Origin of the sequence: Falseniella ignava CCUG 37419, from assembly GCF_000301055.1 — a bacterium.
GTDB classification, from domain to species: Bacteria; Bacillota; Bacilli; order Lactobacillales; family Aerococcaceae; genus Falseniella; species Falseniella ignava.
Map to the genome: position 1 here is coordinate 419,199 of NZ_JH932300.1, position 22,280 is coordinate 441,478.

General features: G+C 37.9%; 22 protein-coding genes and 2 other annotated features. Of the genes, 18 read left to right on the forward strand and 4 right to left on the reverse strand.

The features are described from left to right. Positions 1–19 precede the first annotated feature (19 nt). The 3 genes from HMPREF9707_RS02135 to HMPREF9707_RS08435 all read right to left on the reverse strand — a co-directional run bounded on the left by HMPREF9707_RS02135 (position 20) and on the right by HMPREF9707_RS08435 (position 3,882). Positions 20–1,585, reverse strand: coding sequence for an AbgT family transporter (locus tag HMPREF9707_RS02135; RefSeq protein WP_006701071.1), 1,566 nt, complete (start codon positions 1,583–1,585; stop codon positions 20–22). Between the two features lie 114 nt (positions 1,586–1,699). Next, a complete protein-coding gene (locus HMPREF9707_RS02140; protein ID WP_006701072.1) occupies positions 1,700–2,893 on the reverse strand; it encodes a toxic anion resistance protein in 1,194 nt (397 codons plus the stop codon). A gap of 20 nt (positions 2,894–2,913) precedes the next feature. Then, positions 2,914–3,882, reverse strand: a complete 969-nt coding sequence (locus HMPREF9707_RS08435) for a 5-bromo-4-chloroindolyl phosphate hydrolysis family protein (protein ID WP_006701073.1) — start codon at positions 3,880–3,882, stop codon at positions 2,914–2,916. A 129-nt stretch (positions 3,883–4,011) separates the two neighbouring features. On the opposite strand from HMPREF9707_RS08435, the gene HMPREF9707_RS02150 reads away from it, so the two are divergent. The 14 genes from HMPREF9707_RS02150 (at position 4,012) to mreD (ending at position 18,757) form a co-directional block, all read left to right on the forward strand. Continuing rightward, on the forward strand, positions 4,012–4,578 hold the full coding sequence (locus HMPREF9707_RS02150; RefSeq protein ID WP_006701074.1) for an NUDIX hydrolase: 567 nt from the start codon (positions 4,012–4,014) through the stop codon (positions 4,576–4,578). Further along, a complete protein-coding gene (locus HMPREF9707_RS02155) occupies positions 4,578–4,853 on the forward strand; it encodes a hypothetical protein (protein ID WP_006701075.1) in 276 nt (91 codons plus the stop codon). The genes HMPREF9707_RS02150 and HMPREF9707_RS02155 overlap by 1 nt, the downstream gene beginning before the upstream one ends. A gap of 21 nt (positions 4,854–4,874) precedes the next feature. Continuing rightward, entirely contained in the window at positions 4,875–5,576 is a 702-nt protein-coding gene (locus tag HMPREF9707_RS02160) for a 5'-methylthioadenosine/adenosylhomocysteine nucleosidase (protein ID WP_006701076.1), read from the forward strand. A 213-nt stretch (positions 5,577–5,789) separates the two neighbouring features. Continuing rightward, a complete protein-coding gene (gene rpsD / locus HMPREF9707_RS02165) occupies positions 5,790–6,395 on the forward strand; it encodes a 30S ribosomal protein S4 (protein WP_006701077.1) in 606 nt (201 codons plus the stop codon). A gap of 240 nt (positions 6,396–6,635) precedes the next feature. Then, positions 6,636–8,360: a septation ring formation regulator EzrA gene (locus HMPREF9707_RS02170; protein ID WP_006701078.1), complete on the forward strand. Its 1,725-nt coding sequence runs from the start codon at positions 6,636–6,638 to the stop codon at positions 8,358–8,360. Positions 8,361–8,457: 97 nt separating this feature from the next. Then, entirely contained in the window at positions 8,458–9,606 is a 1,149-nt protein-coding gene (locus HMPREF9707_RS02175; RefSeq protein WP_006701079.1) for a cysteine desulfurase family protein, read from the forward strand. Between the two features lies 1 nt (position 9,607). Further along, entirely contained in the window at positions 9,608–10,825 is a 1,218-nt protein-coding gene (gene thiI / locus HMPREF9707_RS02180; protein WP_006701080.1) for a tRNA uracil 4-sulfurtransferase ThiI, read from the forward strand. A 61-nt stretch (positions 10,826–10,886) separates the two neighbouring features. Further along, positions 10,887–11,083 (forward strand) — a binding site (T-box leader). 40 nt (positions 11,084–11,123) lie between these two features. Then, positions 11,124–13,757, forward strand: coding sequence for a valine--tRNA ligase (locus tag HMPREF9707_RS02185; protein ID WP_006701081.1), 2,634 nt, complete (start codon positions 11,124–11,126; stop codon positions 13,755–13,757). A 22-nt stretch (positions 13,758–13,779) separates the two neighbouring features. Further along, entirely contained in the window at positions 13,780–15,105 is a 1,326-nt protein-coding gene (locus HMPREF9707_RS02190; RefSeq protein WP_006701082.1) for a bifunctional folylpolyglutamate synthase/dihydrofolate synthase, read from the forward strand. Between the two features lie 51 nt (positions 15,106–15,156). Further along, positions 15,157–15,852: a RadC family protein gene (gene radC, locus HMPREF9707_RS02195; RefSeq protein WP_006701083.1), complete on the forward strand. Its 696-nt coding sequence runs from the start codon at positions 15,157–15,159 to the stop codon at positions 15,850–15,852. A 143-nt stretch (positions 15,853–15,995) separates the two neighbouring features. Next, the gene (locus HMPREF9707_RS02200) at positions 15,996–16,196 is read left to right on the forward strand and encodes a cold-shock protein (protein WP_006701084.1); all 201 of its coding nucleotides are present in this window, start codon (positions 15,996–15,998) and stop codon (positions 16,194–16,196) included. A gap of 140 nt (positions 16,197–16,336) precedes the next feature. Next, the gene (mreB, locus tag HMPREF9707_RS02205) at positions 16,337–17,341 is read left to right on the forward strand and encodes a rod shape-determining protein (protein ID WP_006701085.1); all 1,005 of its coding nucleotides are present in this window, start codon (positions 16,337–16,339) and stop codon (positions 17,339–17,341) included. 31 nt (positions 17,342–17,372) lie between these two features. Then, positions 17,373–18,215 carry a rod shape-determining protein MreC gene (gene mreC, locus HMPREF9707_RS02210; RefSeq protein ID WP_006701086.1) on the forward strand — a complete coding sequence of 281 codons (843 nt, stop codon included), beginning with the start codon at positions 17,373–17,375 and terminating at the stop codon, positions 18,213–18,215. Further along, positions 18,215–18,757, forward strand: coding sequence for a rod shape-determining protein MreD (gene mreD / locus HMPREF9707_RS02215; RefSeq protein WP_006701087.1), 543 nt, complete (start codon positions 18,215–18,217; stop codon positions 18,755–18,757). The genes mreC and mreD overlap by 1 nt, the downstream gene beginning before the upstream one ends. A 53-nt stretch (positions 18,758–18,810) precedes the next feature. On the opposite strand, the gene HMPREF9707_RS02220 is transcribed toward mreD, so the two are convergent. Further along, complete coding sequence (locus HMPREF9707_RS02220) at positions 18,811–20,238, reverse strand: alanine/glycine:cation symporter family protein (protein ID WP_006701088.1); 1,428 nt, start codon at positions 20,236–20,238, stop codon at positions 18,811–18,813. 259 nt (positions 20,239–20,497) lie between these two features. Then, positions 20,498–20,571, forward strand: a sequence feature (ribosomal protein L21 leader region). 34 nt (positions 20,572–20,605) lie between these two features. Between HMPREF9707_RS02220 and rplU the strand changes: the two genes are divergently transcribed. The 4 genes from rplU to HMPREF9707_RS02240 all read left to right on the forward strand — a co-directional run bounded on the left by rplU (position 20,606) and on the right by HMPREF9707_RS02240 (position 22,277). Next, complete coding sequence (rplU, locus tag HMPREF9707_RS02225; RefSeq protein WP_006701089.1) at positions 20,606–20,914, forward strand: 50S ribosomal protein L21; 309 nt, start codon at positions 20,606–20,608, stop codon at positions 20,912–20,914. Positions 20,915–20,916: 2 nt separating this feature from the next. Then, positions 20,917–21,264, forward strand: a complete 348-nt coding sequence (locus HMPREF9707_RS02230; RefSeq protein ID WP_006701090.1) for a ribosomal-processing cysteine protease Prp — start codon at positions 20,917–20,919, stop codon at positions 21,262–21,264. An 11-nt stretch (positions 21,265–21,275) separates the two neighbouring features. Then, on the forward strand, positions 21,276–21,566 hold the full coding sequence (gene rpmA, locus HMPREF9707_RS02235) for a 50S ribosomal protein L27 (RefSeq protein ID WP_006701091.1): 291 nt from the start codon (positions 21,276–21,278) through the stop codon (positions 21,564–21,566). Between the two features lie 189 nt (positions 21,567–21,755). Further along, a complete protein-coding gene (locus HMPREF9707_RS02240) occupies positions 21,756–22,277 on the forward strand; it encodes a hypothetical protein (RefSeq protein WP_006701092.1) in 522 nt (173 codons plus the stop codon). Positions 22,278–22,280: the final 3 nt, after the last annotated feature.

Genomic DNA, 22,280 nt, shown 5'->3' on the forward strand with positions numbered 1-22,280 from the left:
TGATAAGAATCAATATGGATTATAACAAAATAGAGATAATCGCTTGCATCGATACGGGTGCTCCAGGTCCTAATGGAAGGTTTAGAGCAAACCAAATGATTAATAGAATACTCCAAATAATTAAGAATGCCATTGAGTAGGGTAACATCACTGAAATCAGTGTACCCATCCCGCTCTTCTTATCATAGCGTTGCATAAAGACAAGAACCATTGCAAAATATGTCATTAACGGTGAAATAATATTCGTTGCTGAGTCCGCTACACGGTAGGCCATTTGAGTCATTTCAGGTGATAGACCGACAGCCATAAACATTGGTACAAAAATCGGAGCTAAAATAGCCCATTTCGCGGAAGCAGAACCAATAAATAAGTTAATAAAGGCTGATAAAATAATAAAGACTAAGACAAGTGGAATACCTGTAAAGTTAGCACGTTCGAGTAAGTCTGCTCCTGAACTGGCAAGTAAAACGCCTAAGTTGGTGTAGTTAAAGTAGGCGATGAGTTGAGAAGCAAAGAACGCTAAAACAATAAATCCAGCTAATGATTTTACAGCTTGTGTTAAGCCTTCAACAATATCATTTGTTGATTGGTATTTTCCAACTGTTTTACCATAAACATAGCCTGGTATACCAAAGAGGAAGAATACCATTAAAATTAATCCATTATTCATAAATGGTTGAATCGTTTTTTGTTGTGTTTCAGGATCAATTTCTTGTAAAGGCCCAAACCATGGGTTCATCAAAATAGCAAAAACTACTAAAGTCACTAATAAAGCTTTACCCGCTTTCGCTAAAGCTTCGTTCTCTAATGGAGTGATATCTTCTTGTTCATGCTCAGAATAATCTCCCTCATAAGTTCCAAGGAAAGGTTCTACCACCCATTCGGTCACAAGCGTACCGGCTATGGTTAAAATGAAGGTGGATACAATTAAGAAGTACCAGTTTCCACTCACATCAACCGTATACCCTGACGTTGTTCCCGCTAAAGCTGCATTGGTAATACCACTTAGCATGGCATCCGTTGGACCAAAAATTAAGTTGGCTGAGAAACCACCAGATACACCGGCAAATGCTGCTGCCAATCCTGCAATTGGATGACGCTTGGCACTAGCAAAAACTAAAGCACCTAAAGGAATGACCACGACATATCCAGCATCGCTAGCGATGTTGGAAATAATACCTGCAAAAACAATCACCGTCGTTAGTAATGAGTGTGGAACACGCGTAATTAATTTCTTTAATGCAGTCGCAATTAATCCGCCCCATTCAGCAATTCCTACCCCTAGCATCGCGACAATCACGGTACCTAAAGGTGCGAAATTGGTAAAGTTTTTAACGGCTGTGTTAAAAATGTGCCGTAATCCTTCCGCATTCATTAATGAAATCGCAGCAACCGTTCGTTCAGCTTCTTCTTTCGCATCGTAGAAACTCACTGTCACGCCGAGGCGATAAATAATTTCTGATACCACTATGGTAATCAGTGCTAAAATAATAAAAATAAAGACAGGGTGTGGCAACTTATTCCCCACGCGTTCGATAAAGTCTAAACCACGCTGGACAAAGCTTTTTTTCTCTTTTTCTTTCATATCATTCTCCTTTGCAAAAAATTGTATAATCTATACTCTTTCAGTATATTTAATTCAAACAAGTATGTAAAGGAGAAAAAATCTCCCCTGCGCGAATCGCAAAGGAGATTATATTTAATGGTTTGCTTGTTTATTTTGAGTAATCGATAGCAGTTGATTACGCAGATCATTTTCCATTTCAATCAATTCAGTTTCAGCTTGGATTCGCTGTTGGCGACCCGTTTGCTGGATTTGTAATGTTTCAGAGAGGGCAGACAAAAGATTGTTCTGTGTTTGTCGTAAAGTTTCAATATCAATCACGCCGCGCTCTGCTTCGCGAGCAACATCAATGGTACTTTGTTTTAACATCTCTGAATTTTTAAGCAAAAGATTGTTCGTAGTATCTGACACCATTTGTTGTGATACTGCAGCATTTTGCTGTCTCAAGATGGCTAATGCAATTGTTATTTGGTTCTCCCACAGTGGGATAGCCGTCATAATAGAAGCTTGTATCTTTTCAGCTAGGAGCTGATTTGTATTTTGAATCATCCGAATTTGTGGGGCCTGTTGGATTGTCAGTTGTCGTGTTAAGCGCAAATCATGGGTCCGTTTATCCAATCGTTCAAGAAATTGATTGAGATCATTGACTTTTTGAATATCCATCGCGTCTTGACTTGCTTGCGCTTTTTCCAAAGCAGCTGGGATTGTTTTTTCTTGGAGTTCTTGCATTTTTACTTCACTCGCAGCAATGTAAACATTGAGTGCTTCAAAATAATCCCGATTTTTCTCATAAAAGGACTCAAGCATCACATTATCATTAAGGAGCTCATTTTGATCGCGCTCTAATCGAATCGCCACGCGATCAATTTGGGTACTAATTTGTTGATACCGCAATGTCGTCTCAGAGATTGACGTTTTCACTTTACCGAATACCTTTTGCAGTAAATTTGGACGAGCACTTAACTCTTTTGGGTCGTTTTGCTGCAATTGAGTCATTAAATCGACAATTGCATCACCAATCCCGGTTACATCTTTTACTTGAATGTGCTCTAGCATCGCATTTGAAAAATCTTTCAGTTGACTTTGAGCATTGGCACCATAAGTAATAATGGATTGCATATCTTCTTCATTAATTTGTTTCGCTAATTCTCGTGCCTGTTGTTGTCGATGTTCAGGCAGTTGTTGAATCAACTGATGGTTTGTGATGACTTTATTTGAAATGACTCCTAAATCATCAAATTTTTGAGATGATTCGTGGGTTGGATCGAGAAAAGGATTTTGGATTAAATCTTCAATGGTTTGAGGTGAATTAGATGTAGGTTGTGTCATAAGAACCCCTCCTAAATATTTTATAAGTTCGATGTGTCATTGAAATCATGTTGAGAGCGATGAATATTTTTTTCAGCAAACTTAATCTCATCATCAAGATCATTAATCATTTCTTGATGGAAAGCTAGATATTCTTCGGTCAATTGTTCGGATAATTCTTCAATTGTTTGAACGGTGCGTTCAAGTAGTAAATAAGTCTGCTTAGTCTTAGCAATATGATGATTGATCTCGTTGTATTTTGCAGCTAAATCGGCTAATGATGGAATGGTTCGGTAAATTGTATTACTAGCATTGACAATGCGCGTTGGGTCTTTAACAATTGCTTGAAAGAATTTTTGCGCGACATCAATCGTATTATGACGTACATTGACTGCTTTTAATTTAGCTGCTTGATTCATCTCATCTTCTAATTGAATGATTAAATCTCGTAGGACAGACATTTCTTGTCGGAAATACTGAATATCTTCATCGCTTAATCCAGCATCGTGATAATGTTTGGTTAATGTCGAATTTTTCTTAAAGGAACTAGCTGTGTTATGTTTAAACAGACGATTAAAGTCGATTGAACCTTTTTGGTTGAGCCACAAAATCAATAGTGTTGGGATAGCGATGGTACCGTAGGTTATTATTAAACTCATAAGGTGGCCAGTGCCCATGTAGGGGGTATTCTCAATCGCTAATAGCGTGGCTAGCGTCACGACACCTACCATCCCTCCGTAGATTAGATGTCGCAATCTTACGTTGCTTTTTTTAAAATATTTTCGGTAAACATGGGCAAGTAAGTCTAAAAAGATAAAGCCAGTAAACCAAACAGTAATATGAGCTGCTGAAAGACCCGTTAGAAAAGTAAACATCAATGCTATAATAATGTAGGCGCCATAGTGTTGTAGAACAAATAGACTTAATGGGTAAGTGGCGTTAAGTCGGACATAGTAATATCCTTGGTAAATGAAGCATGCTAACGCTAGCATTAGAATAATTGTATCCATATCGAAATTCCTCCTATTCGAGTAGGTAGATAATCTTAGTTATTGTATAATAATTGTAGCATAGCTTTGGGTGCTGGTTATCGGACTCAAGGCTGATATTCTAAAAAATAAGAGTGGATGTGAGAGAGTATGTTAGAAGCAGAGTTTATGAAAAGTGACCGTTTACGTGCGAGTGAACTGATTTATGACGGGCAAATTATTCAGCTATATCGTAATCAAGTTGAAATTCATCCGCAAGTTGTGGTGGCGCGTGAATTGGTTAACCATCAGAACGCGGTAGTAATTCTTCCTATTACCGACACCGATGAAATTATTTTAGTCTCACAGTATCGTCCAGCAGTAGATCAAGTATTACTCGAATTACCTGCAGGGTTGATTGATATTCATCAGTTGGCAGCTGAAGATCCATTGATAGCGGCTAAACGCGAGCTCGAAGAAGAGACTGGGATGCAATCCGATTGTTGGGAGTATTATGGCAAGTTAGATTGCTCACCGGGATTTTGTAATGAGGCGATGGAATTCTATATTGCTAGAGATGTTAAAGGAGTTCCACATCCGATAGCAGGGGACGAGGATGAGTTTATTACGGTTAAAAAATATTCTCGCTCAACTATTCAATCTATGTTGGATGAGAGACTTATTTCAGATATGAAGACACATCTAATTCTTAAACTATGGCTATTAGGAGGGATATAATGCCATTGAATCAAAAAAAATCAGATTCACTGTACCAAGATTATTTGGATTACCAATCGAATGCATCAGAACCGCCGTTAGATGAAATGCCATACTCAATGGATTCAAAGCCCCAATCAGAACGGGGGGAAATCCCATTGCAAGAAGACTTTGAAGAGGAGCTTCCGGAGCAACGACTTCACTATAGTGCGAAGATTGATTACTTTTTAAACAATAGCATTGTCGTTACAGCGGTACTTCTAATTTTAGTATTAGTAATAGCATTTTTAATTTAACGAGAGGAGTTACTTATAGAGATGATTGGAATTATTGGGGCAATGGCCCAAGAAGTTGCAATATTAAAGGAGCAGTTACAAAACCGTCAATTGATTGAACATTACGAGCATCAATTTTATACAGGACAATTGGGAGAACAGGAGGTGGTAGTGGTTCAATCCGGGATTGGGAAAGTTAATGCAGCCATCGTCGTTCCGCTACTCAAGATGCTCTTTGAAGTCGATTATATTATTAATACTGGAAGTGCCGGAGCACTTGATTCAGCTTTAAGTATAGGTGATGTCGTCATCGCTCATTCACTCGTATATCATGATGTGGATGTCACGAGTTTCGGCTATAAATATGGACAAATGGCTGGGATGCCTGAAGCGTATTATCCGGATTCTCAGCTACAATCCTTAGCGAAAGAAGCGAGTCATCATATTGGAATCGAGCCTTATGTTGGAATGATCGTCTCTGGCGATCAATTTGTGGCTGGTGCCGAGGAACGTCAAGCAATTCTTGAGAAACTGCCTTTTGCTCGAGCCTGTGAAATGGAATCCACTGCCATTGCGCAAGCGTGCTATCGATTTGATATTCCATTTATTATTATTCGGGCAATTTCAGATCAAGCAGATGGACAAGCGCATCTCAGCTTTGATGAATTTCTGGAGGTTGCGAGTCAATCTTCTGCTACGCTAGTTATGTATTTAGTGGAACAAATAGGAACTTTAACAAAATAAGAAATAAAGTTGCAAGACTTGAATATATCTGATACAATAGCGATTGTGTAAAATAATGCAGCATTGAAGATAGAGTAAGGCTTTCATTCGGAATCCATACGGAGAGTGAGTAACTGCGGCTGCTAAATGTGAAAGCTTATAAGAAGAATGTACTTATTCGGATTTTCATCGAATTATTTTACTCCAAAATGAAATTAATGGAGGAATTTAAATATGGCACGTTATACAGGACCAGCATGGAAAAAATCACGTCGTCTTGGTATTTCTTTAACAGAAACTGGAAAGGAAATTGCAAAACGCAACTACCCACCAGGACAGCATGGTAACCAACGTAAAAAATTATCAGAATACGCATTACAACTTCAAGAGAAGCAAAAACTTCGCTTTATGTATGGTATTAACGAACGTCAATTCCGTAAGTTATACGACCGTGCAGGTAAGATGGAAGGGAAACATGGTGAAAACTTCCTTATCTTACTTGAAACACGCTTAGATAACTTAGTTTATCGTTTAGGATTTGCGAACACACGTCGCCAAGCACGTCAATTAGTTAACCACGGTCATATTCAAGTTGATGGATCACGTGTTGATATTCCATCTTACTTAGTAGAACCAGGTCAAGTGATTGGTCTACGTGAGCGTTCAGAAAGCTTAGCATTGATTAAAGATAACTTAGAAAACACAGTAACTCGTTTAGAATTTATCGAGTTTGATGAAAATTCTAAATCTGGTAAAATGACTCGTTTACCTGAACGTAGCGAATTAAACGCTGAAATCGACGAATCATTCGTTGTTGAATACTACAACAAATTAGGTTAATTACAAAAACGCACCACTTAGAAATGTTGGTTTCAAGATTTCTAAGTGGTTTTTTTCTGAGTTAATTCGAATGAAAAACGCTGTGTGTCAAAAATTATCAAAAAATACGGTATGTATAGGCTCAACCAGGGTAAAATACGTTTAATTAATGAGAAATACTTTTATTTAGCGATGGTCAATGGTATACTTTAAAAGGAATTATATAATCATTATGTACGAGTGTTAGAAGGGACGTAGACAATGAGTGTGACTTTCACAGATATCCTATTTGCGATTGTTGTTATCTTCTTGGTCATATCAGGAATTGTCTTTTTCATGAAAACTCAACGAACAAAAGAAGTTCGTGAGTTAGAGAATCGAAAAGATGAGATGATGACAGTTTCAATAGCGGATCAATTATTTACCTTAAAAAATATGGAGTTATCCGGTCAGACTAAACGGAAATATGAAAGTTTAGTAGCGACATGGCAAACTTTAACCAATTATCAATTTACTGAGATAGAATCTACGATTATTATTGCTGAACAGTACATTGATCAAATGAAATTAATTAAAGCCAAAAATGCAATGAATGAAGCAGCCGATTTACTCGAATCGACGGAAATTGAAGTCAATGAGTTGCATGATGAATTGACGAAGTTAATTGATGTGACGGAATCAAATCAAGTTCGCTATGAAAGCTTACTTGAACGATACAATACATCCCGCAAAAATATTATGAACCATTCTTTTGACTACGGTCCAGCGATCGAGACATTAGAAAAGAATTTACAGTATTTAGAGTTGAACTTTACTCGTTACAATGAATTAATGAGTGAAGGAGATTATCTTGAGGCGCAAGATATGCTTGGCAAAACTGATTCAGATTTATCTACGTTAGAGGAAATTTTAGAAAAATTACCTAAGATGTATTCGAAGATCACCAGTGAGTATGAGGAGAATCTAGAAGATATTGCCCAAGGCTATAAGCGCATGGAAGAGAGCAAGTTCAAATTTGATGATGTCCATGTCTTAGAACGTGTAGATGAGATTCAAGAACGTTTGAATGAAGCAAAAACGCATATTAAGAATGCCGACTTAGCTGAAGCACAGACACTGATGGATAAATCTGAACGCGATATTAACGCCATGTACGATTTCTTACAAGCAGAAATTGATGCTAAAGAGGCTGTACAGGGATTAATGCATCAATTAACTCAATCATTAGCACAAATTAAAGATGATAATCGCTATACGACTATTGAAGTAGATCGGATTGCGCAAAGTTATGTTTTGCATGATAATCAAGAAGACCGGATTGCGAATATTACCGAAAACATCCAACGTGATCAGGAAGAATTTGCTCAATTAAGCCAAGAAGTTAAAGAACATGAAGCGATTTATACCAAGGTATTACAACGGCTTAAGCGTATTGAAAAGAGAATCGATGAATATCTCACACAACAACAAGGAATTATCCAAAGTCTTGCTTCGTTGAGTCAACGCGAAAAAGATGCAAAGAGCAATTTAGATTTATTTGAACTTGATTTACGAAATATGAAGCGACGTTTGGAAAAACAACATCTACCTGGATTGTCGCAATCATTTTACGATAAGTTCTACTTAGTGACTGATCAAATCGAGTATATGTCTAAAGAACTTAATCGGGTCCAAGTCGATATGAATGAAGTAGAAGCATTAGAACAAGATTTGGCCGAAAATATGGCGACATTAGAAGAGATGGCGGAAGAATACATTGATAATGCAACACTCACGGAATATATGATTCAACATAGTAATCGATTCCGTTATGATATTCCAGAAATGGAACAAGCGATTCGTGAAGCAGAGTTTCTATTTTATGAGCAATTCCGCTACGGTGAAGCTTTAAATGTAATTGAAAAAGCACTTTATCGTGTTGATCGAGAAGGACCAACTCAAGTTCGTCGTATGTATCAACAAGAAAAACAACATCGAATTTATTAAATTAAAGCACATTTTTTCGGACAATTTGATATTAAATATTTTAAATTGAACAAGACACCTGTTTTGTTCAATTTTTTATTGAAAAGAGGGGATCATCGTGAATTATTTTGACCATAGTGCCACGACTCAGCCACTACCTGAAGTGATGGGAACGTATCAGCAAGTAGCTACCCAGTTTTTCGCCAATCCATCGAGTGCGCATGAACTAGGGCAAAGGGCTCGTCAATTATTAGAACAAGCTCGCAAGCAAGTTGCTGAAATACTATCGTATCGTAGCGATGAAATTTACTTTGCTTCAAGTGGAACGGAAGTAAATAATTGGGTCATTAAAGCGATTGCGCCATCCTATATAAGTGGTGCAAAAAAAGCAACTCTAATTACAACGTCTTATGAGCACCCATCGATTCGTGAATCCGTCCAATATTTGCAATCATCGGGCCACTCGATTGAATACTTACCGATTGATTCTAGCGGTGCTTGTGATTATGAAACGTTAGAAAAGTTGTTAACCGATAAACCGATTGGAATGTTATCAACGATGGGCGTCAATAATGAAGTAGGCAGCCTACTAGATTTTGATCGAATTGCGAAGTTGCTAGAGCCGTATCCGCAAGTGATTTGGCATGTGGATGCGGTCCAATGTTTGACGACCCAATTAGATTCAATCCTTCACCCAAGAATTGATATGTTAACTTTATCAGGGCATAAGTTCCATAGTGGGCGAGGCACCGGAATTTTAGCTTGTCGACAACGGGTAAATCTCCTACCTTTCTTGGACGGGGGAGGTCAAGAGATGGGGATGCGAAGTAGTACAGAAAACCTAGCCAGCATTGTCGCAACTGCCAAAGCTCTTCGCCTCACTGCTGAAAGACAAGCAGTGGCAAAGGCTACGTTGGTACAATTTAAAGACCAAATTATACACCAATTATCTCAGTATGGCTGGCAACTATTTAATCCAACGCATAGTAGTGAACATATTATTTGTGCAGCATTGCCACCAATTCCTGGTGAAGTTTTAGTGCATGCTTTTGAAGAAAACGAAATTTACCTTTCTACTACGAGCGCTTGCTCAAGTCGTAAACATCAACCTCACGCTACGCTCAGAGCCATGGGTGTAAACGATGTAATCAGTCAATCGGCTATTCGTATTAGTCTATCACAACACACTTCACCACAAGAGGTGGATTCACTTATTCAAGCGATTGCGAAAGTCAGTCAACAATTACAGCTCAGGAAGGAGTCATAGAATGACAACCAAACGACTTAAAATTCATTATGGGGAATTGTCAACTAAAGGGAAAAATCGTCGAATGTTTCAGCAGAAATTAGCCGAACAAATTCGCTATAAGACCAAATCACTCGAAAAAATTAAAATCATAGCTAATTTTGATTTTATGTATTTAGAGTGGGAAACAACACCTTATGAATCAATCATTGAAATTATTAAAACAATTCCTGGAATTGCTCGATTTGAACCGGTTTATCAAGTCGAAAAAAATCTGGGAGCGATTCAATCACGTGCAGTAGAATTATTTAACGAATTATCTATTGAACCAGGAGATTCCTTTAAAGTTGTAGCAAAACGTTCGGATAAAAATTTTGTTTACGATACTTATGATATACAGCGTGAAGTTGGGCATGTCATCGGAGAAATTTTTCCACAACTCAAAGTTGAAATGCGCCAACCGACTTATCGCTTAGCCGTTCAAATTGATCAAGGGAACCATGCTTATTTAAGCTTAGTGACTTATCTAGGATTGCAAGGAATGCCATACGGTTCCAGCGGGCGTGGTCTACTGATGTTATCAGGTGGGTTTGATTCACCAGTGGCAGGGTATCTAATGATGAAGCGCGGTCTCGAGATTGAAGCTGTTCACTTTAGTAGCCCTCCTTATACGAGTCCTCAGGCATTAGACAAAGCAAAACGGTTAGCGGGTGCTTTAGCACATTACGGGATGCCGATTCAATTTATTAATATCCCCTTTGCTAAGATTCAAGAGTCAATTAAAGCTCATGTTCATGATCAAGCGTCGATGACGGTCATGCGGCGAATGATGTTACGAATTATGGATCGCTTAATTGTGTTACGAAAAGCTGATGCGATTGTGAATGGGGAATCCCTCGGACAAGTAGCCTCTCAAACGATTCAAAGTATGCGAGTGATTAATGAAGTGACACACACACCGATTTTAAGGCCTTTAATTGCTTATGATAAAAATGACATTATCGATATTGCCCAAAATATCGGGACGCATGATATTTCAAATGAGCCTTTTGAAGATTGTTGTACAGTTTTTGCTCCAGCATCTCCACATACTAAGCCGAGAATTGAGAAGATTGAAGAACTGGAATCACGATTGCCGATTGAAGTGCTCGTTGAAGATGCGATTAATAATTTAACGATTGAAGTTATTGATGAGCATTATCAAGCGAGACAAATAGAGCAATACGATCAGTTCTTATAATGACACCCTCTCAAAACTTACTTGTTTATTAGGGTGACATCTGCTAAACTAGGCGTATATAATTGAAGCGAAGAAGAGAAGAGTAGTTAACAAATATTAGAGAGAAGACGGATGGTGAAAGTCTTTACGTTGACGAAGGTAGCTCGGAGCAATAGTGTACGAATAATTGAGTGCATTACGGATAGATTTCCGTTATCAACATTGAGAATGACAGATGTCATTAAATTAGGTGGTACCACGATTCACAGCGTCCTATGTTATGTAGGACGTTTTTTTATTGAGAAAGGAAGGCGATACAATGGTTGAAATGGCCAGTAAATATAATCAGCATGATGTAGAAAAAGGTAGATATCAAAAATGGGTTGACCAAGACGTGTTTAAACCGTCAGGAGATGTTAAAGCCGCTCCGTATTCGATTGTTATTCCACCGCCGAACGTGACAGGTAAGTTGCACTTAGGTCACGCATGGGATGTGACGTTGCAAGATATGATTATCCGCCAAAAGCGTATGCAAGGGTACGACACACTTTATCTCCCAGGGATGGACCACGCTGGGATTGCGACCCAAGCGCGTGTTGAGGCACGTTTACGCGAACAAGGAATTAGCCGATATGATTTAGGTCGTGAAAAATTCCTCGATAAAGTTTGGGAATGGAAAAATGAATATGCTGCAACAATCCGCGAACAATGGGCAAAAATGGGGATTTCAGTAGATTATAGCCGTGAACGATTTACTTTAGATGAGGGCTTAAATAAAGCAGTTAATAAGGTATTTGTTGAATTATATCGCAAGGGACTTATTTATCGTGGGGAATATATTATTAACTGGGATCCTGAAGCTCAAACAGCATTATCGGATATTGAAGTAATTTATAAAGATATTCAAGGGGCTTTTTATCATATTGAATATCCTATTGTTGACTCAGATGAACGCGTTGAAATCGCAACGACGCGTCCAGAAACGATGCTCGGAGACACTGCGATTGCGGTTCATCCAGATGATGAACGCTATCAACATTTGATTGGTAAGAAAGTTTTATTACCACTCGTCAATCGTGAAATTCCTATCGTGGCGGATACTTATGTCGACATGGAATTTGGAACAGGTGTTGTTAAAATTACACCAGCTCATGATCCGAATGACTTTGAAGTTGGAAATCGTCATGACTTACCGCGCATCAATATTATGGATACAGCGGGAGTGATTAATGAAGCCGGAGGTCCTTATGCAAATCTTGATCGCTTTGAAGCTAGAAAACGAGTGGTAGCAGATCTTAAAGAGCAAGGGTACCTTATTAAGATTGAAGAGATGGTCCATAGTGTTGGCCATTCTGAACGATCTGGCGCAGTGGTGGAGCCATATTTATCAACGCAATGGTTTGTTAAGATGGAGCCATTAGCAAAACAAGCTCTCGAAAATCAAATGACAGACGATCGAGTCGATTTTTATCCACCACGTTTTGAAGATACTTTCCGCCAATGGATGGAAAATGTACACGATTGGGTAATATCACGTCAATTATGGTGGGGACATCAAATTCCGGCATGGTATCATAATGAAACTGGTGAAATCTACGTTGGTGAGGAACCTCCTACTAATATTGAAGAGTACACTCAAGATCCGGATGTATTGGATACTTGGTTCTCTAGTGCACTATGGCCATTTTCAACGATGGGCTGGCCAGATGAATCAGCAGCTGACTATCAACGTTATTTCCCAACGAACACGTTAGTGACGGGTTATGACATTATTTTCTTCTGGGTTAGCCGAATGATTTTCCAATCGCTGGAATTTACAGATAAAGCACCTTTCAAAAATGTTCTGCTTCACGGATTAATTCGTGATAGCGAAGGCCGTAAGATGAGTAAATCGTTAGGTAATGGAATTGACCCAATGGACGTCATCGAAGAATATGGCGTTGATGCATTGCGCTGGTTCTTAGCCAATGGTTCCGCTCCAGGGCAAGACGTGCGTTATATGCCTGAAAAATTGTCCTCTGCTTGGAATTTTATCAATAAAATATGGAATGCGAGCCGCTACGTATTGATGAACGTCGACGGAAAAACATTCGATGAAATTGATCTTTCGGGTGAGAAAACATTAGCTGACCGTTGGATTTTATCGCGACTTCAGTCAACCATTGAATCTGTTACGCGACTATTTGAAAAATTTGAATTTGGTGAAGCGGGTCGATTATTATTCCACTTTATTTGGGATGACTATTGTGATTGGTATATTGAGATGACTAAGGAAGTCTTACAAAGTGAGACATCTGACAAAACAACGACACAAAGTATTTTAATTTATGTGTTAGACCAATTTTTACGCCTACTACATCCGATTATGCCATTTGTAACTGAAGAAATTTGGGGGCATCTAGCGGGTGATGATCGTTCAATTGTGGTCGCAGATTACCCGGTAGTTCAATCAGAATTTATCGATCAAACGAGTGAAAAAGCGATGGGACAATTGATGGATGTCATTATTGCTGTTCGTCAAATTCGTAATGAAATGAATACCCCATTGAGTAAACCGGTTGATATGATGATACAAGTTAAAAATGAAGAGAGTCTAGCAATTTTAACATCCAATGAAGAGTATATTCGCCGATTCTGTAATCCAAATGATCTACAAATTGCCCTTGAAGTAGAAACGCCTGAAGAGGTCGTTACTCAAAGTCTCGCTTTTGCTCAAATTTATATGCCCCTGAAGGGATTAGTTGTTTTAGAGGATGAAATTAAGCGATTAACAAAAGAACAACAAAAATTAAAGCAAGAAGTGAAGCGAGCACAAGGTAAGCTGAACAATGAAAAATTTGTTCAAAATGCGCCAGAAAAGTTAGTGAATCAAGAAAGAGAAAAACTTGAAAACTATGAGACTCAGTTAGCGGGCGTGGTTCAACAAATTCAAAAATTACAAGCGATGTTATAAAAACAAGCAGTAGGAGTAAAGTATGAAATTTGAGACGTTAGAAGCAGGATTAAAATGGTTAGAGTCACAGCATAATAACGAATCCAAACGATTCAACGAAAAAATAAAAGTCGCGATGGATTTTTTTAATAATCCACACGAAACTTTTCCAATTATTCATGTAACTGGAACCAATGGTAAGGGTTCTGTTACGAGTTATTTAAGAGACTTACTGATGAGTCAAGGACTTACAGTAGGGACGTTTACTTCACCACATATCGAACGAATCAACGAACGGATTGCGGTGAACGGACAACCTATCTCAGACGAAGATTTATTGGCGATTATTGAAAAGATGTATGATGTGAATGAATATTTATCGACTACTGAATACGGACGACTAGTGTTTTTTGAAAACTATACCGTGATGATGGCTCTATATTTTCAACAGGTCCAGCCAGATATTGTCGTCGTCGAAGTAGGGATTGGTGGCTTACATGATTCGACCAATATTATGGATGGTGAAGTTGCAGTTATTACGACTGTGGGTATTGATCATGCAGATCGTTTAGGTAATACCTTTGAAGAAGTCGCTTACCAAAAAGCGGGTATTATCAAACCAGGAGCCATTGCGGTAGTTGGAGATGTCCCATCTGAAGCGCTCAGTGTGATAAAGCAATTTTCTAACGAGCAAGATGCGACATTACGTGTCTATCACGAAGACTTTGATGCAATAGATATCCAAGTTAACCCTGGCGAAGGTGCTGAATACACTTATCAATTTGGAGGACAAGCTTGGAGAGATTGGAAAATTTCGATGCTTGGCGCTTATCAAGTAGATAATAGTGCAGTAGCGTTAACCGCGTTCTATGAGTGGATGCAACAGCATCAACGTGCTATCAATTGGGATGCCGCACGACAAGCGTTGAGTCAAACCCATTGGATTGGTCGGATGGAACGCGTGCATCAAATGCCATTAATCTATATTGACGGAGCCCATAATGTACAAGGCTTAGAAGCAGTTAAACAGTTGATTGAGGAGAACTTTTCAGATAAACATATCCACGTTCTTTATGCGGGACTTGAACGAAAAAATCAAGAAGCACAACTGGAAATATTACGACAATTTTCAAGCGAAGAAGTTGATTTAACGACGTTTGATCACTTCGAAGCGATGTCGCTTGAACAATTCGATGCGCTTATTAAATCACATCACTTGCCACGTGAACAATTTCACTTAGTGGCGGATTGGCGACAATTAATTCAACAATTTTTTACTGAAAATAAACAGGACTCGTTGTTGTTGATTACAGGTTCATTGTACTTTATCTCAGCGGTCCGAAAATTTATTTTAGAAACTTTAAATTAAAATAAGTATTTATCTCCCCTCCAGTGTATTTATTATGCAGGAGGGGAAAATATGTTTAAACAAAATTATATTCAAGAAGTTGCCATCAATTCACAACCGCGTGAAAGGTTATTAGCTTATGGGGAGAAAGCCCTAGCTGATCATGAATTGCTTGCAATCTTACTTCGAACTGGGACGCGACAAAAGAATGTATTTCATTTAGCAATGAAATTATTACATCATTTCGAGCATCTATATGGCCTTAAAAATGCCAGTCTCGAAGAGTTGCAAGAAGTGTCTGGGATAGGACCTGTAAAAGCGGTGGAATTAAAAGCCGCAATCGAGTTAGGTGGTCGAATTCACCGCGCAGAACTACCTAAGTTAGGGCATATTTTATCAACGCAAGATGCTGGGAAGTGGTTTATTAGTGAGATGGGTGATTTGCACCAAGAACATTTAAGTGTTGTTTTTCTAAATTCTAAAAATCATATTATTCGTAAAAAAACTATTTTTATTGGAACCGTCAATAGTTCCGTAGCACATCCACGGGAAATTTTTAAAGAAGCATGTAAGTATCCAACAGCACGGATGATTGTGGCCCATAATCATCCATCCGGAGATATTATGCCAAGCCAGGCAGACCTTTATTTTACCGAGCGGTTAATTCAATGCGGTGAACTGATGGGGATTGAGTTATTAGATCATTTAATTATCGGACATGACAAATATTTAAGTTTACGTGAAAAGACAAACGTATTTGATGAATAGCTTTAACTTGCAATTATTTGACAGTATGCTACAATAATAATGTGTTTTTGTATTAGATTGATTGTTAGAGGTTTAACTCCAATTCATACTATGCAAGAATATCAATAAAGAACATGCATTGCATGAATAGGAGGAATTAGCCCATGGCAGAAGGTAAAGTAAAATGGTTTAATGCAGAAAAAGGTTTTGGATTTATTGAACGTGAAGATGGAGATGACGTATTCGTTCATTTCTCAGCAATTCAAAGTGAAGGATTCAAAACTTTAGAAGAAGGTCAAGAAGTGACTTTTGATATTGAAGAAGGCGCACGTGGCCCTCAAGCTGCAAACGTTGTAAAACAATAATTTTAAAAACATTAAACATTTAAACCTACTATTTTTAGTAGGTTTTTAATTTTTTATTAAACAAAACAAGGATAGTAGTTTTCATTTGTTGAGTTTGCTATAATGGTTGAAGTATTACTACAGCACGGAGGGATGACGTAATGATATTCAATCGACAGCGCCTAGGTATTGATTTGGGCACCGTAAATACTGTAATTTATATTGAAGATCGCGGAGTCGCGCTAAGAGAGCCCTCATTAGTCGTAGTAGATCATCAGACGAATCAAATAATTGCCTTTGGAAAAGAAGCCGCAGCAATGATTGGACATCTTCCAGAACATTGTGAAGTGATATCTCCCTTAGTGAATGGTGTTATTGCCCATTTGAATTATACTAAAGAAATGCTCGCATTTTTTATTCGTAAAGCTTTGATCCGAAAATTGTCTAATCCTGATGTTGTTATCTGTGTGCCTAGCAACATTACTAAATTAGAACATAAAGCTTTAACTGATACGATCAAAGGTTTGGGAATCACTCGTGCGATGATTATTGAAGAACCCTATGCTGCAGCACTAGGTGCAAAGTTAAATATAGAAGCAGCTGAAGGACAATTAATTTGTGATATTGGCGGAGGTACGACCGATATTGCGATTTTATCATATCAACACATTATAAAATCACAGATGCTCAAAATAGCTGGCAATCAATTTGATGATGCCATTCGGATGGCAATCCGTCAACATTATCAAATTAAAGTTTCGCCAGAAGATGCTGAGGCATTAAAAATCAAATTAGCTAGCGCAATCGTGTTTGATGACGAGAGAGAAATTTCTGAAAAAGTTCAAGGACGTCATATTGTGACACAATTGCCAACTGAACAAGCGATTACGAAGCAATTTATCTTAGAATCCATTGATCCTTTATTTTTAGAGATTATTACAGCGATTCAAAAAGTTTTAGAATTAGTGGATGTTGAATTATCCGTTGACATCTTATCTAATGGTATTACCTTAACGGGAGGCGGCGCTTTACTCCCACGTCTTGGTGAAAGAATTGAAAAAGTGTTAAAAATTCCGGTAAATATAACAGATTCACCGTTAGATGCTGTTGCGATGGGGGCGGGACAATTGATTAAAAATATGACCTCAATGAGCAAACAGGGATAATTTGAGATTACAATATATAAGGATGAATAAAATGTTAAATAATAAAAAAATAATTGGAGCCTTGATTGGAAGTATCGTGGTTATCGCGTTACTATTTTACTCCATAACCAACGGTACAAGTAATGTTATATCAAGTGCCTTTAATGAAACAGGGGCTTGGGTAGGACGAGTCTTTTCAAATCCAGTCAATGGCGTAGTGCGTTTTGTCGATTCAATCGATAATTTAATTAATACTCACGAAGAAAATCAACGTTTGAAGTTGAAAATTGATGAAATTGATGAGCTTCAAGTGAAAGTGGTTGATTTAGAAACTGAAAATGAGAAGATGCGTCAGGAATTAAAATTAACTGAAGTTCTAGGAAATTATGATATTATTCATGGCACCGTTATTTCACGAAATCCAGACCAATGGATGGAAACATTGACGATTAACTTAGGACAAAATGATGGCATCACTAAGGATATGGCTGTGATGGCAGGGAATGGTCTTATCGGACGAATTGTTGAGGTGAATCCAACCAGTTCTAAAGTTGAATTATTGACAACACAACAACAGAACAATAGTATGGTAGCAGCACGTGTTCAAACCCAAGGGGAGTCCTCAGCGAATGGGGTTATTAGTAGTTATAATCGCCGGAACGGACATTACTTAATGACACAGGTTGATCCATCTGCAGAAATTATGCCGGGGGATATGGTGATTACATCTGGTCTGGGTGGTGTGATTCCAAGTCGTTTATTGATTGGGAAAGTAGCGGAGACTTATATGGATGAGTATGGGCTCTTTCAAGTTGTCGAAGTGATTCCGGCTGGTGAAATGACGGATATTCGTTTTGTGACCGTTATTCGTCGAGAAGGGCGGAATGAATCTTGATGAAATTTAATCGCTGGCATCGTCTAAAGTGGACGATTCCACTTATATTATTTTTGACAACGATTATTGATGCGGTCCTACCGGCTATTTTTCCAAAAGCCTTTATCAGTCCAGGTCAGATCATTATTCCGCATATTACGCTATACTTTATCATTGTTTTTGCGTTTTATTTTCGAGATAGCAATATCTTGCTGTATAGTTTTATTTTCGGATTATTTTACGATTCGTATAATACAATGATTTTAGGGTTATATGCCGCAATATATTTTATCATTGCTTATTCCGTCGTCCATACGAAAAAATATTTCCCTAAAAATAGTTGGATTTTAGCTTCATTCTTTGTCATTTCGTTTGCTCTATTAGACTTAATTGTCTATTTGTTCTATCTCAAGTTTGGCTATACTACGATCGGAATCAATACATTCCTGGCCAGTCGATTGGCTCCAACATTTATCTTTAATATTGTGCTGATTATTGTATTATATTATCCGACTAAGTGGGTATTAAGGCAGTTAGGTTATGAAGACTATTTAATTTTTTAAACACAAAAAGGATTAACTTCCACTGGAAGTTAATCCTTTTATATTGCATGGAACTAATGAAGCGATTCGTATTGGTAATGATAGTGAAGCGCTTCGCCATTTTTGATCTGGTAATCGTAGTCTTCGGTAAGTTTTTTCGCTTCCTTAACTAAGATATAGAGACCAATAATATTCGGGATAACCATCAGGCCGTTGAACAAGTCGGCTAACTCCCAAACAAATCCAATTTCTAATACTGTTCCGATAATAATGAATCCAAATACTAAAATTTGATAGATACGAACAGCAATCGGTGATTTGAATAAGTACTTAATATTCGCTTCTCCGAAGTAGTACCATCCAATTACCGTTGTGAAAGCGAAGAAGAGCAAGGCGATGGCTAAGAATTTACCACCGATACCAGGGATTGCGGTGTTAAACGCTTGCATTGTAATTTGTGCCCCAGCAATACCTTCAACTTTATATGATTCTGTTACTAAAATAATTAAAGCAGTTGCAGTACATACAACCATCGTATCAATAAATACTCCAATCATCGCAACAGAACCTTGGACAACAGGGTGTGGAACGTCGGCTACACCATGTGAGTTTGGTGTTGAACCCATCCCTGCTTCGTTAGAGAAGAGCCCACGAGCAACCCCATAACGAATTGCAGTACGAATGGAGTAACCAGCAACCCCACCTACAACCGCTTCGGTTTTGAAGGCTTCTTCAAAAATTAATTTCAATGTTGGGACAAGATGACTTGAATAAGTAACAATAATTACAATTGCTGCAATAAAGTAAATAAATGCCATAATAGGTACGACTAATTCAGCGAATTTACCAATTCGACTCATCCCACCGATAAAGATTAATGCCGAAGCGACGGCTAAAGCGATTCCGATTGGTAAGTGTGGAATATTGAATGCTTCTGTCATTACACTGGCAATGGAGTTCGATTGGGTCATATTCCCGATAAATCCAAGCGCCACGATAATTAAAACTGAGAAAGCACCCGCTAAGAACTTACCAAAACCACCTAAGTTATGATTTTTAAGACCTTGACTTAAGTAGAAAGCAGGTCCTGCAACGAGTTCACCATTGCGTGTTTGACGGTATTTTTGAGCAAGTAATGCTTCGACGAAAATCGTTCCCATACCAACAAGCGCAGTAATCCACATCCAGAAGATCGCTCCAGGTCCCCCAGTAAGGATCGCTCCAGCAACCCCACCAATGTTCCCCGTACCGACCTGTGCAGCTACGGCAGTTGCTAATGATTGGAAAGAAGACATTGAACCCTCTTTGTTACTCTTGTCACGCTTAAAAATTTGACCAAAACTGTTATCCCAACCTAATTTAGATTTTTTAAATTGCGGGAAACCTAAGTATAATGTCGATAATAACCCAAAACCGATTAATATGATCATCATCGGCCATCCCCATAGTTGTTTATTGATTGCTTTAACTATGGGATCTATCGTCTGAAGAAAATTATCCATTTAAATAGCCTCCTTATTTTCAAAATTATTCAGATATTTCAACTAAAGCCAGATCTCCTTTCCAATATTTTTTTATAAATATGATAGCGCATACTTATATGATTTCATTATAGCACTGTTTTTTTTTAAAGTAAATTAGAAATTAAAAGATCATGAGTTTCTTTTAACATTATATCGAGTCTCTCAGACACTCAATTAAGTTATTTATGATTTGACAAGCGTGAATAATTTTGTTAATATTTGTCTGTTGTATTTGTGCACCCAACTGCAACCGCTCAGGTAAAGTTTAAGAATTGGCAGCAATCACTTTACATGGCGAGTATCGGTGTAGGATATCTATCCTTAAAATAATATAGGAGGTGCTTAAATGTACGCAATTATTAAAACAGGTGGTAAGCAACTGAAAGTAGAAGTAGGTCAAACAATTTTTGTTGAAAAATTAGACGCTGCTGAAGGAGACAAAGTTACTTTTGATGAAGTTGTCTTCGTTGGTGGAGATTCTGTTAAAGTTGGTAAACCATTCGTTGAAGGTGCGACAGTCGAAGCTACGGTAGAAAAGCAAGGTCGCGGTAAGAAAGTAACAATCTTCAAATACCGTCGTCGCAAAGACTCTAGCTCCAAAAAAGGTCATAGACAACCTTATACTAAGCTGGTAGTTGACGCGATTAACGCTTAATAATGATTCAAATTGAATTTGAGAGTGAGAAAGAGACGATAAAATCCGTTACAGTATCTGGCCACGCTAATTATAGCGAGTATGGTGAAGATATAATCTGTGCAGCGGTATCGAGTCAAATTATTTCGGTTGAAAATTCTTTGCAGTTGTTGATAGATCATCAACTAGAAACGGAAGCGGATGAGCAGCAAGGAGGTTTTGTAAAAATAACATTGCCTGATGAATTGACTCGTTCTCAAGCTCATGATAGTCAAGTTTTGCTAAAGCATTTATATTTAGCATATCAAGTCTTAGCTGATAATTATCCAGAATATATTCAGCTAAATAATCATCAAGTTAACCAACAATAGGAGGTGCAACAATGTTAAAATTAAATCTTCAATTATTTGCGACGAAAAAAGGTGGAGGTTCGACTCAAAATGGTCGTGACTCAATTGCCAAACGTCTTGGCGCTAAAGCAGCGGATGGAGAAGTTATCACAGGTGGATCAATTATCTACCGTCAACGTGGTACAAAAATTCACCCAGGACATAACGTAGGTCGTGGTGGCGATGATACATTATTCGCTAAAATTGATGGCGTTGTAAAATTCGAACGCAAAGGTAAAAACAAAAAACAAGTATCTGTTTATCCTGTAGCAATGGAAGCTTAGTTACTAGATTGATTCAGTACGAATAAAATAACAAAGGGTAACACTCATGTGAGGCAGTTTAGTGATCACATGGGTGTTTCTTTTTATTATCTGAAATCAAGAGGATAGCGATGATTGAAAGCGAATTAGTATTTTTAATATTCTATGGTATAATGAACGATGTATTTTAAAAAAATAGGAGGTGCAAGAATGAATAATAAGTATTTGATTGGCTTACTAGCAGCCTTCGCTTCATTATTTAGTCTTCAAATTGGGACAGGTTATTTACGGGTGACACTCGGTATTGTTATCGTTATTGTCGCACTGTTATCTAATCCAGCTCTCGATGTTTTATCTACAGTCGCAGTTTCAGGGGTGATGGTCTTTTTAATGCGAGTATTCGTATCGGTTTTATCAACCCACGAATTTTCGCCTAATTTAATTCTTTTATATGCTTTGGAATTATTGTTTTATTTAGGTTATGGCTTGTTCTTTAAATATTTAGTCCGAAACGAAAAGACTGGGAAAGAAAATTCACTGATTATCTTATTAATTTTATGTGACTTTGCAGGGAATACGATTGAATATTTAGTTCGTTTCTTCTTTGCGGATGGTGCATTGCTTCAGACGGATTTTACGTCATTATTCTTATCAGCATTTATTCGTTCAGCAGTAATTTGGTTAGTTTATGAATTTGTCGTAACACCGCGTCAAATGACATCGGATGTTTAGACA

Excerpts from the sequence above, each read along its gene's own strand:
- HMPREF9707_RS02135 (WP_006701071.1), bottom strand. The coding sequence starts at position 1,585 with ATGAAAGAAAAAGAGAAAAAAAGCTTTGTCCAGCGTGGTTTAGACTTT.
- HMPREF9707_RS02140 (WP_006701072.1), bottom strand. The coding sequence starts at position 2,893 with ATGACACAACCTACATCTAATTCACCTCAAACCATTGAAGATTTAATC.
- HMPREF9707_RS08435 (WP_006701073.1), bottom strand. The coding sequence starts at position 3,882 with ATGGATACAATTATTCTAATGCTAGCGTTAGCATGCTTCATTTACCAA.
- HMPREF9707_RS02150 (WP_006701074.1), top strand. The coding sequence starts at position 4,012 with ATGTTAGAAGCAGAGTTTATGAAAAGTGACCGTTTACGTGCGAGTGAA.
- HMPREF9707_RS02155 (WP_006701075.1), top strand. The coding sequence starts at position 4,578 with ATGCCATTGAATCAAAAAAAATCAGATTCACTGTACCAAGATTATTTG.
- HMPREF9707_RS02160 (WP_006701076.1), top strand. The coding sequence starts at position 4,875 with ATGATTGGAATTATTGGGGCAATGGCCCAAGAAGTTGCAATATTAAAG.
- rpsD (WP_006701077.1), top strand. The coding sequence starts at position 5,790 with ATGGCACGTTATACAGGACCAGCATGGAAAAAATCACGTCGTCTTGGT.
- HMPREF9707_RS02170 (WP_006701078.1), top strand. The coding sequence starts at position 6,636 with ATGAGTGTGACTTTCACAGATATCCTATTTGCGATTGTTGTTATCTTC.
- thiI (WP_006701080.1), top strand. The coding sequence starts at position 9,608 with ATGACAACCAAACGACTTAAAATTCATTATGGGGAATTGTCAACTAAA.
- HMPREF9707_RS02185 (WP_006701081.1), top strand. The coding sequence starts at position 11,124 with ATGGTTGAAATGGCCAGTAAATATAATCAGCATGATGTAGAAAAAGGT.
- HMPREF9707_RS02190 (WP_006701082.1), top strand. The coding sequence starts at position 13,780 with ATGAAATTTGAGACGTTAGAAGCAGGATTAAAATGGTTAGAGTCACAG.
- radC (WP_006701083.1), top strand. The coding sequence starts at position 15,157 with ATGTTTAAACAAAATTATATTCAAGAAGTTGCCATCAATTCACAACCG.
- HMPREF9707_RS02200 (WP_006701084.1), top strand. The coding sequence starts at position 15,996 with ATGGCAGAAGGTAAAGTAAAATGGTTTAATGCAGAAAAAGGTTTTGGA.
- mreB (WP_006701085.1), top strand. The coding sequence starts at position 16,337 with ATGATATTCAATCGACAGCGCCTAGGTATTGATTTGGGCACCGTAAAT.
- mreC (WP_006701086.1), top strand. The coding sequence starts at position 17,373 with ATGTTAAATAATAAAAAAATAATTGGAGCCTTGATTGGAAGTATCGTG.
- mreD (WP_006701087.1), top strand. The coding sequence starts at position 18,215 with ATGAAATTTAATCGCTGGCATCGTCTAAAGTGGACGATTCCACTTATA.
- HMPREF9707_RS02220 (WP_006701088.1), bottom strand. The coding sequence starts at position 20,238 with ATGGATAATTTTCTTCAGACGATAGATCCCATAGTTAAAGCAATCAAT.
- rplU (WP_006701089.1), top strand. The coding sequence starts at position 20,606 with ATGTACGCAATTATTAAAACAGGTGGTAAGCAACTGAAAGTAGAAGTA.
- HMPREF9707_RS02230 (WP_006701090.1), top strand. The coding sequence starts at position 20,917 with ATGATTCAAATTGAATTTGAGAGTGAGAAAGAGACGATAAAATCCGTT.
- rpmA (WP_006701091.1), top strand. The coding sequence starts at position 21,276 with ATGTTAAAATTAAATCTTCAATTATTTGCGACGAAAAAAGGTGGAGGT.
- HMPREF9707_RS02240 (WP_006701092.1), top strand. The coding sequence starts at position 21,756 with ATGAATAATAAGTATTTGATTGGCTTACTAGCAGCCTTCGCTTCATTA.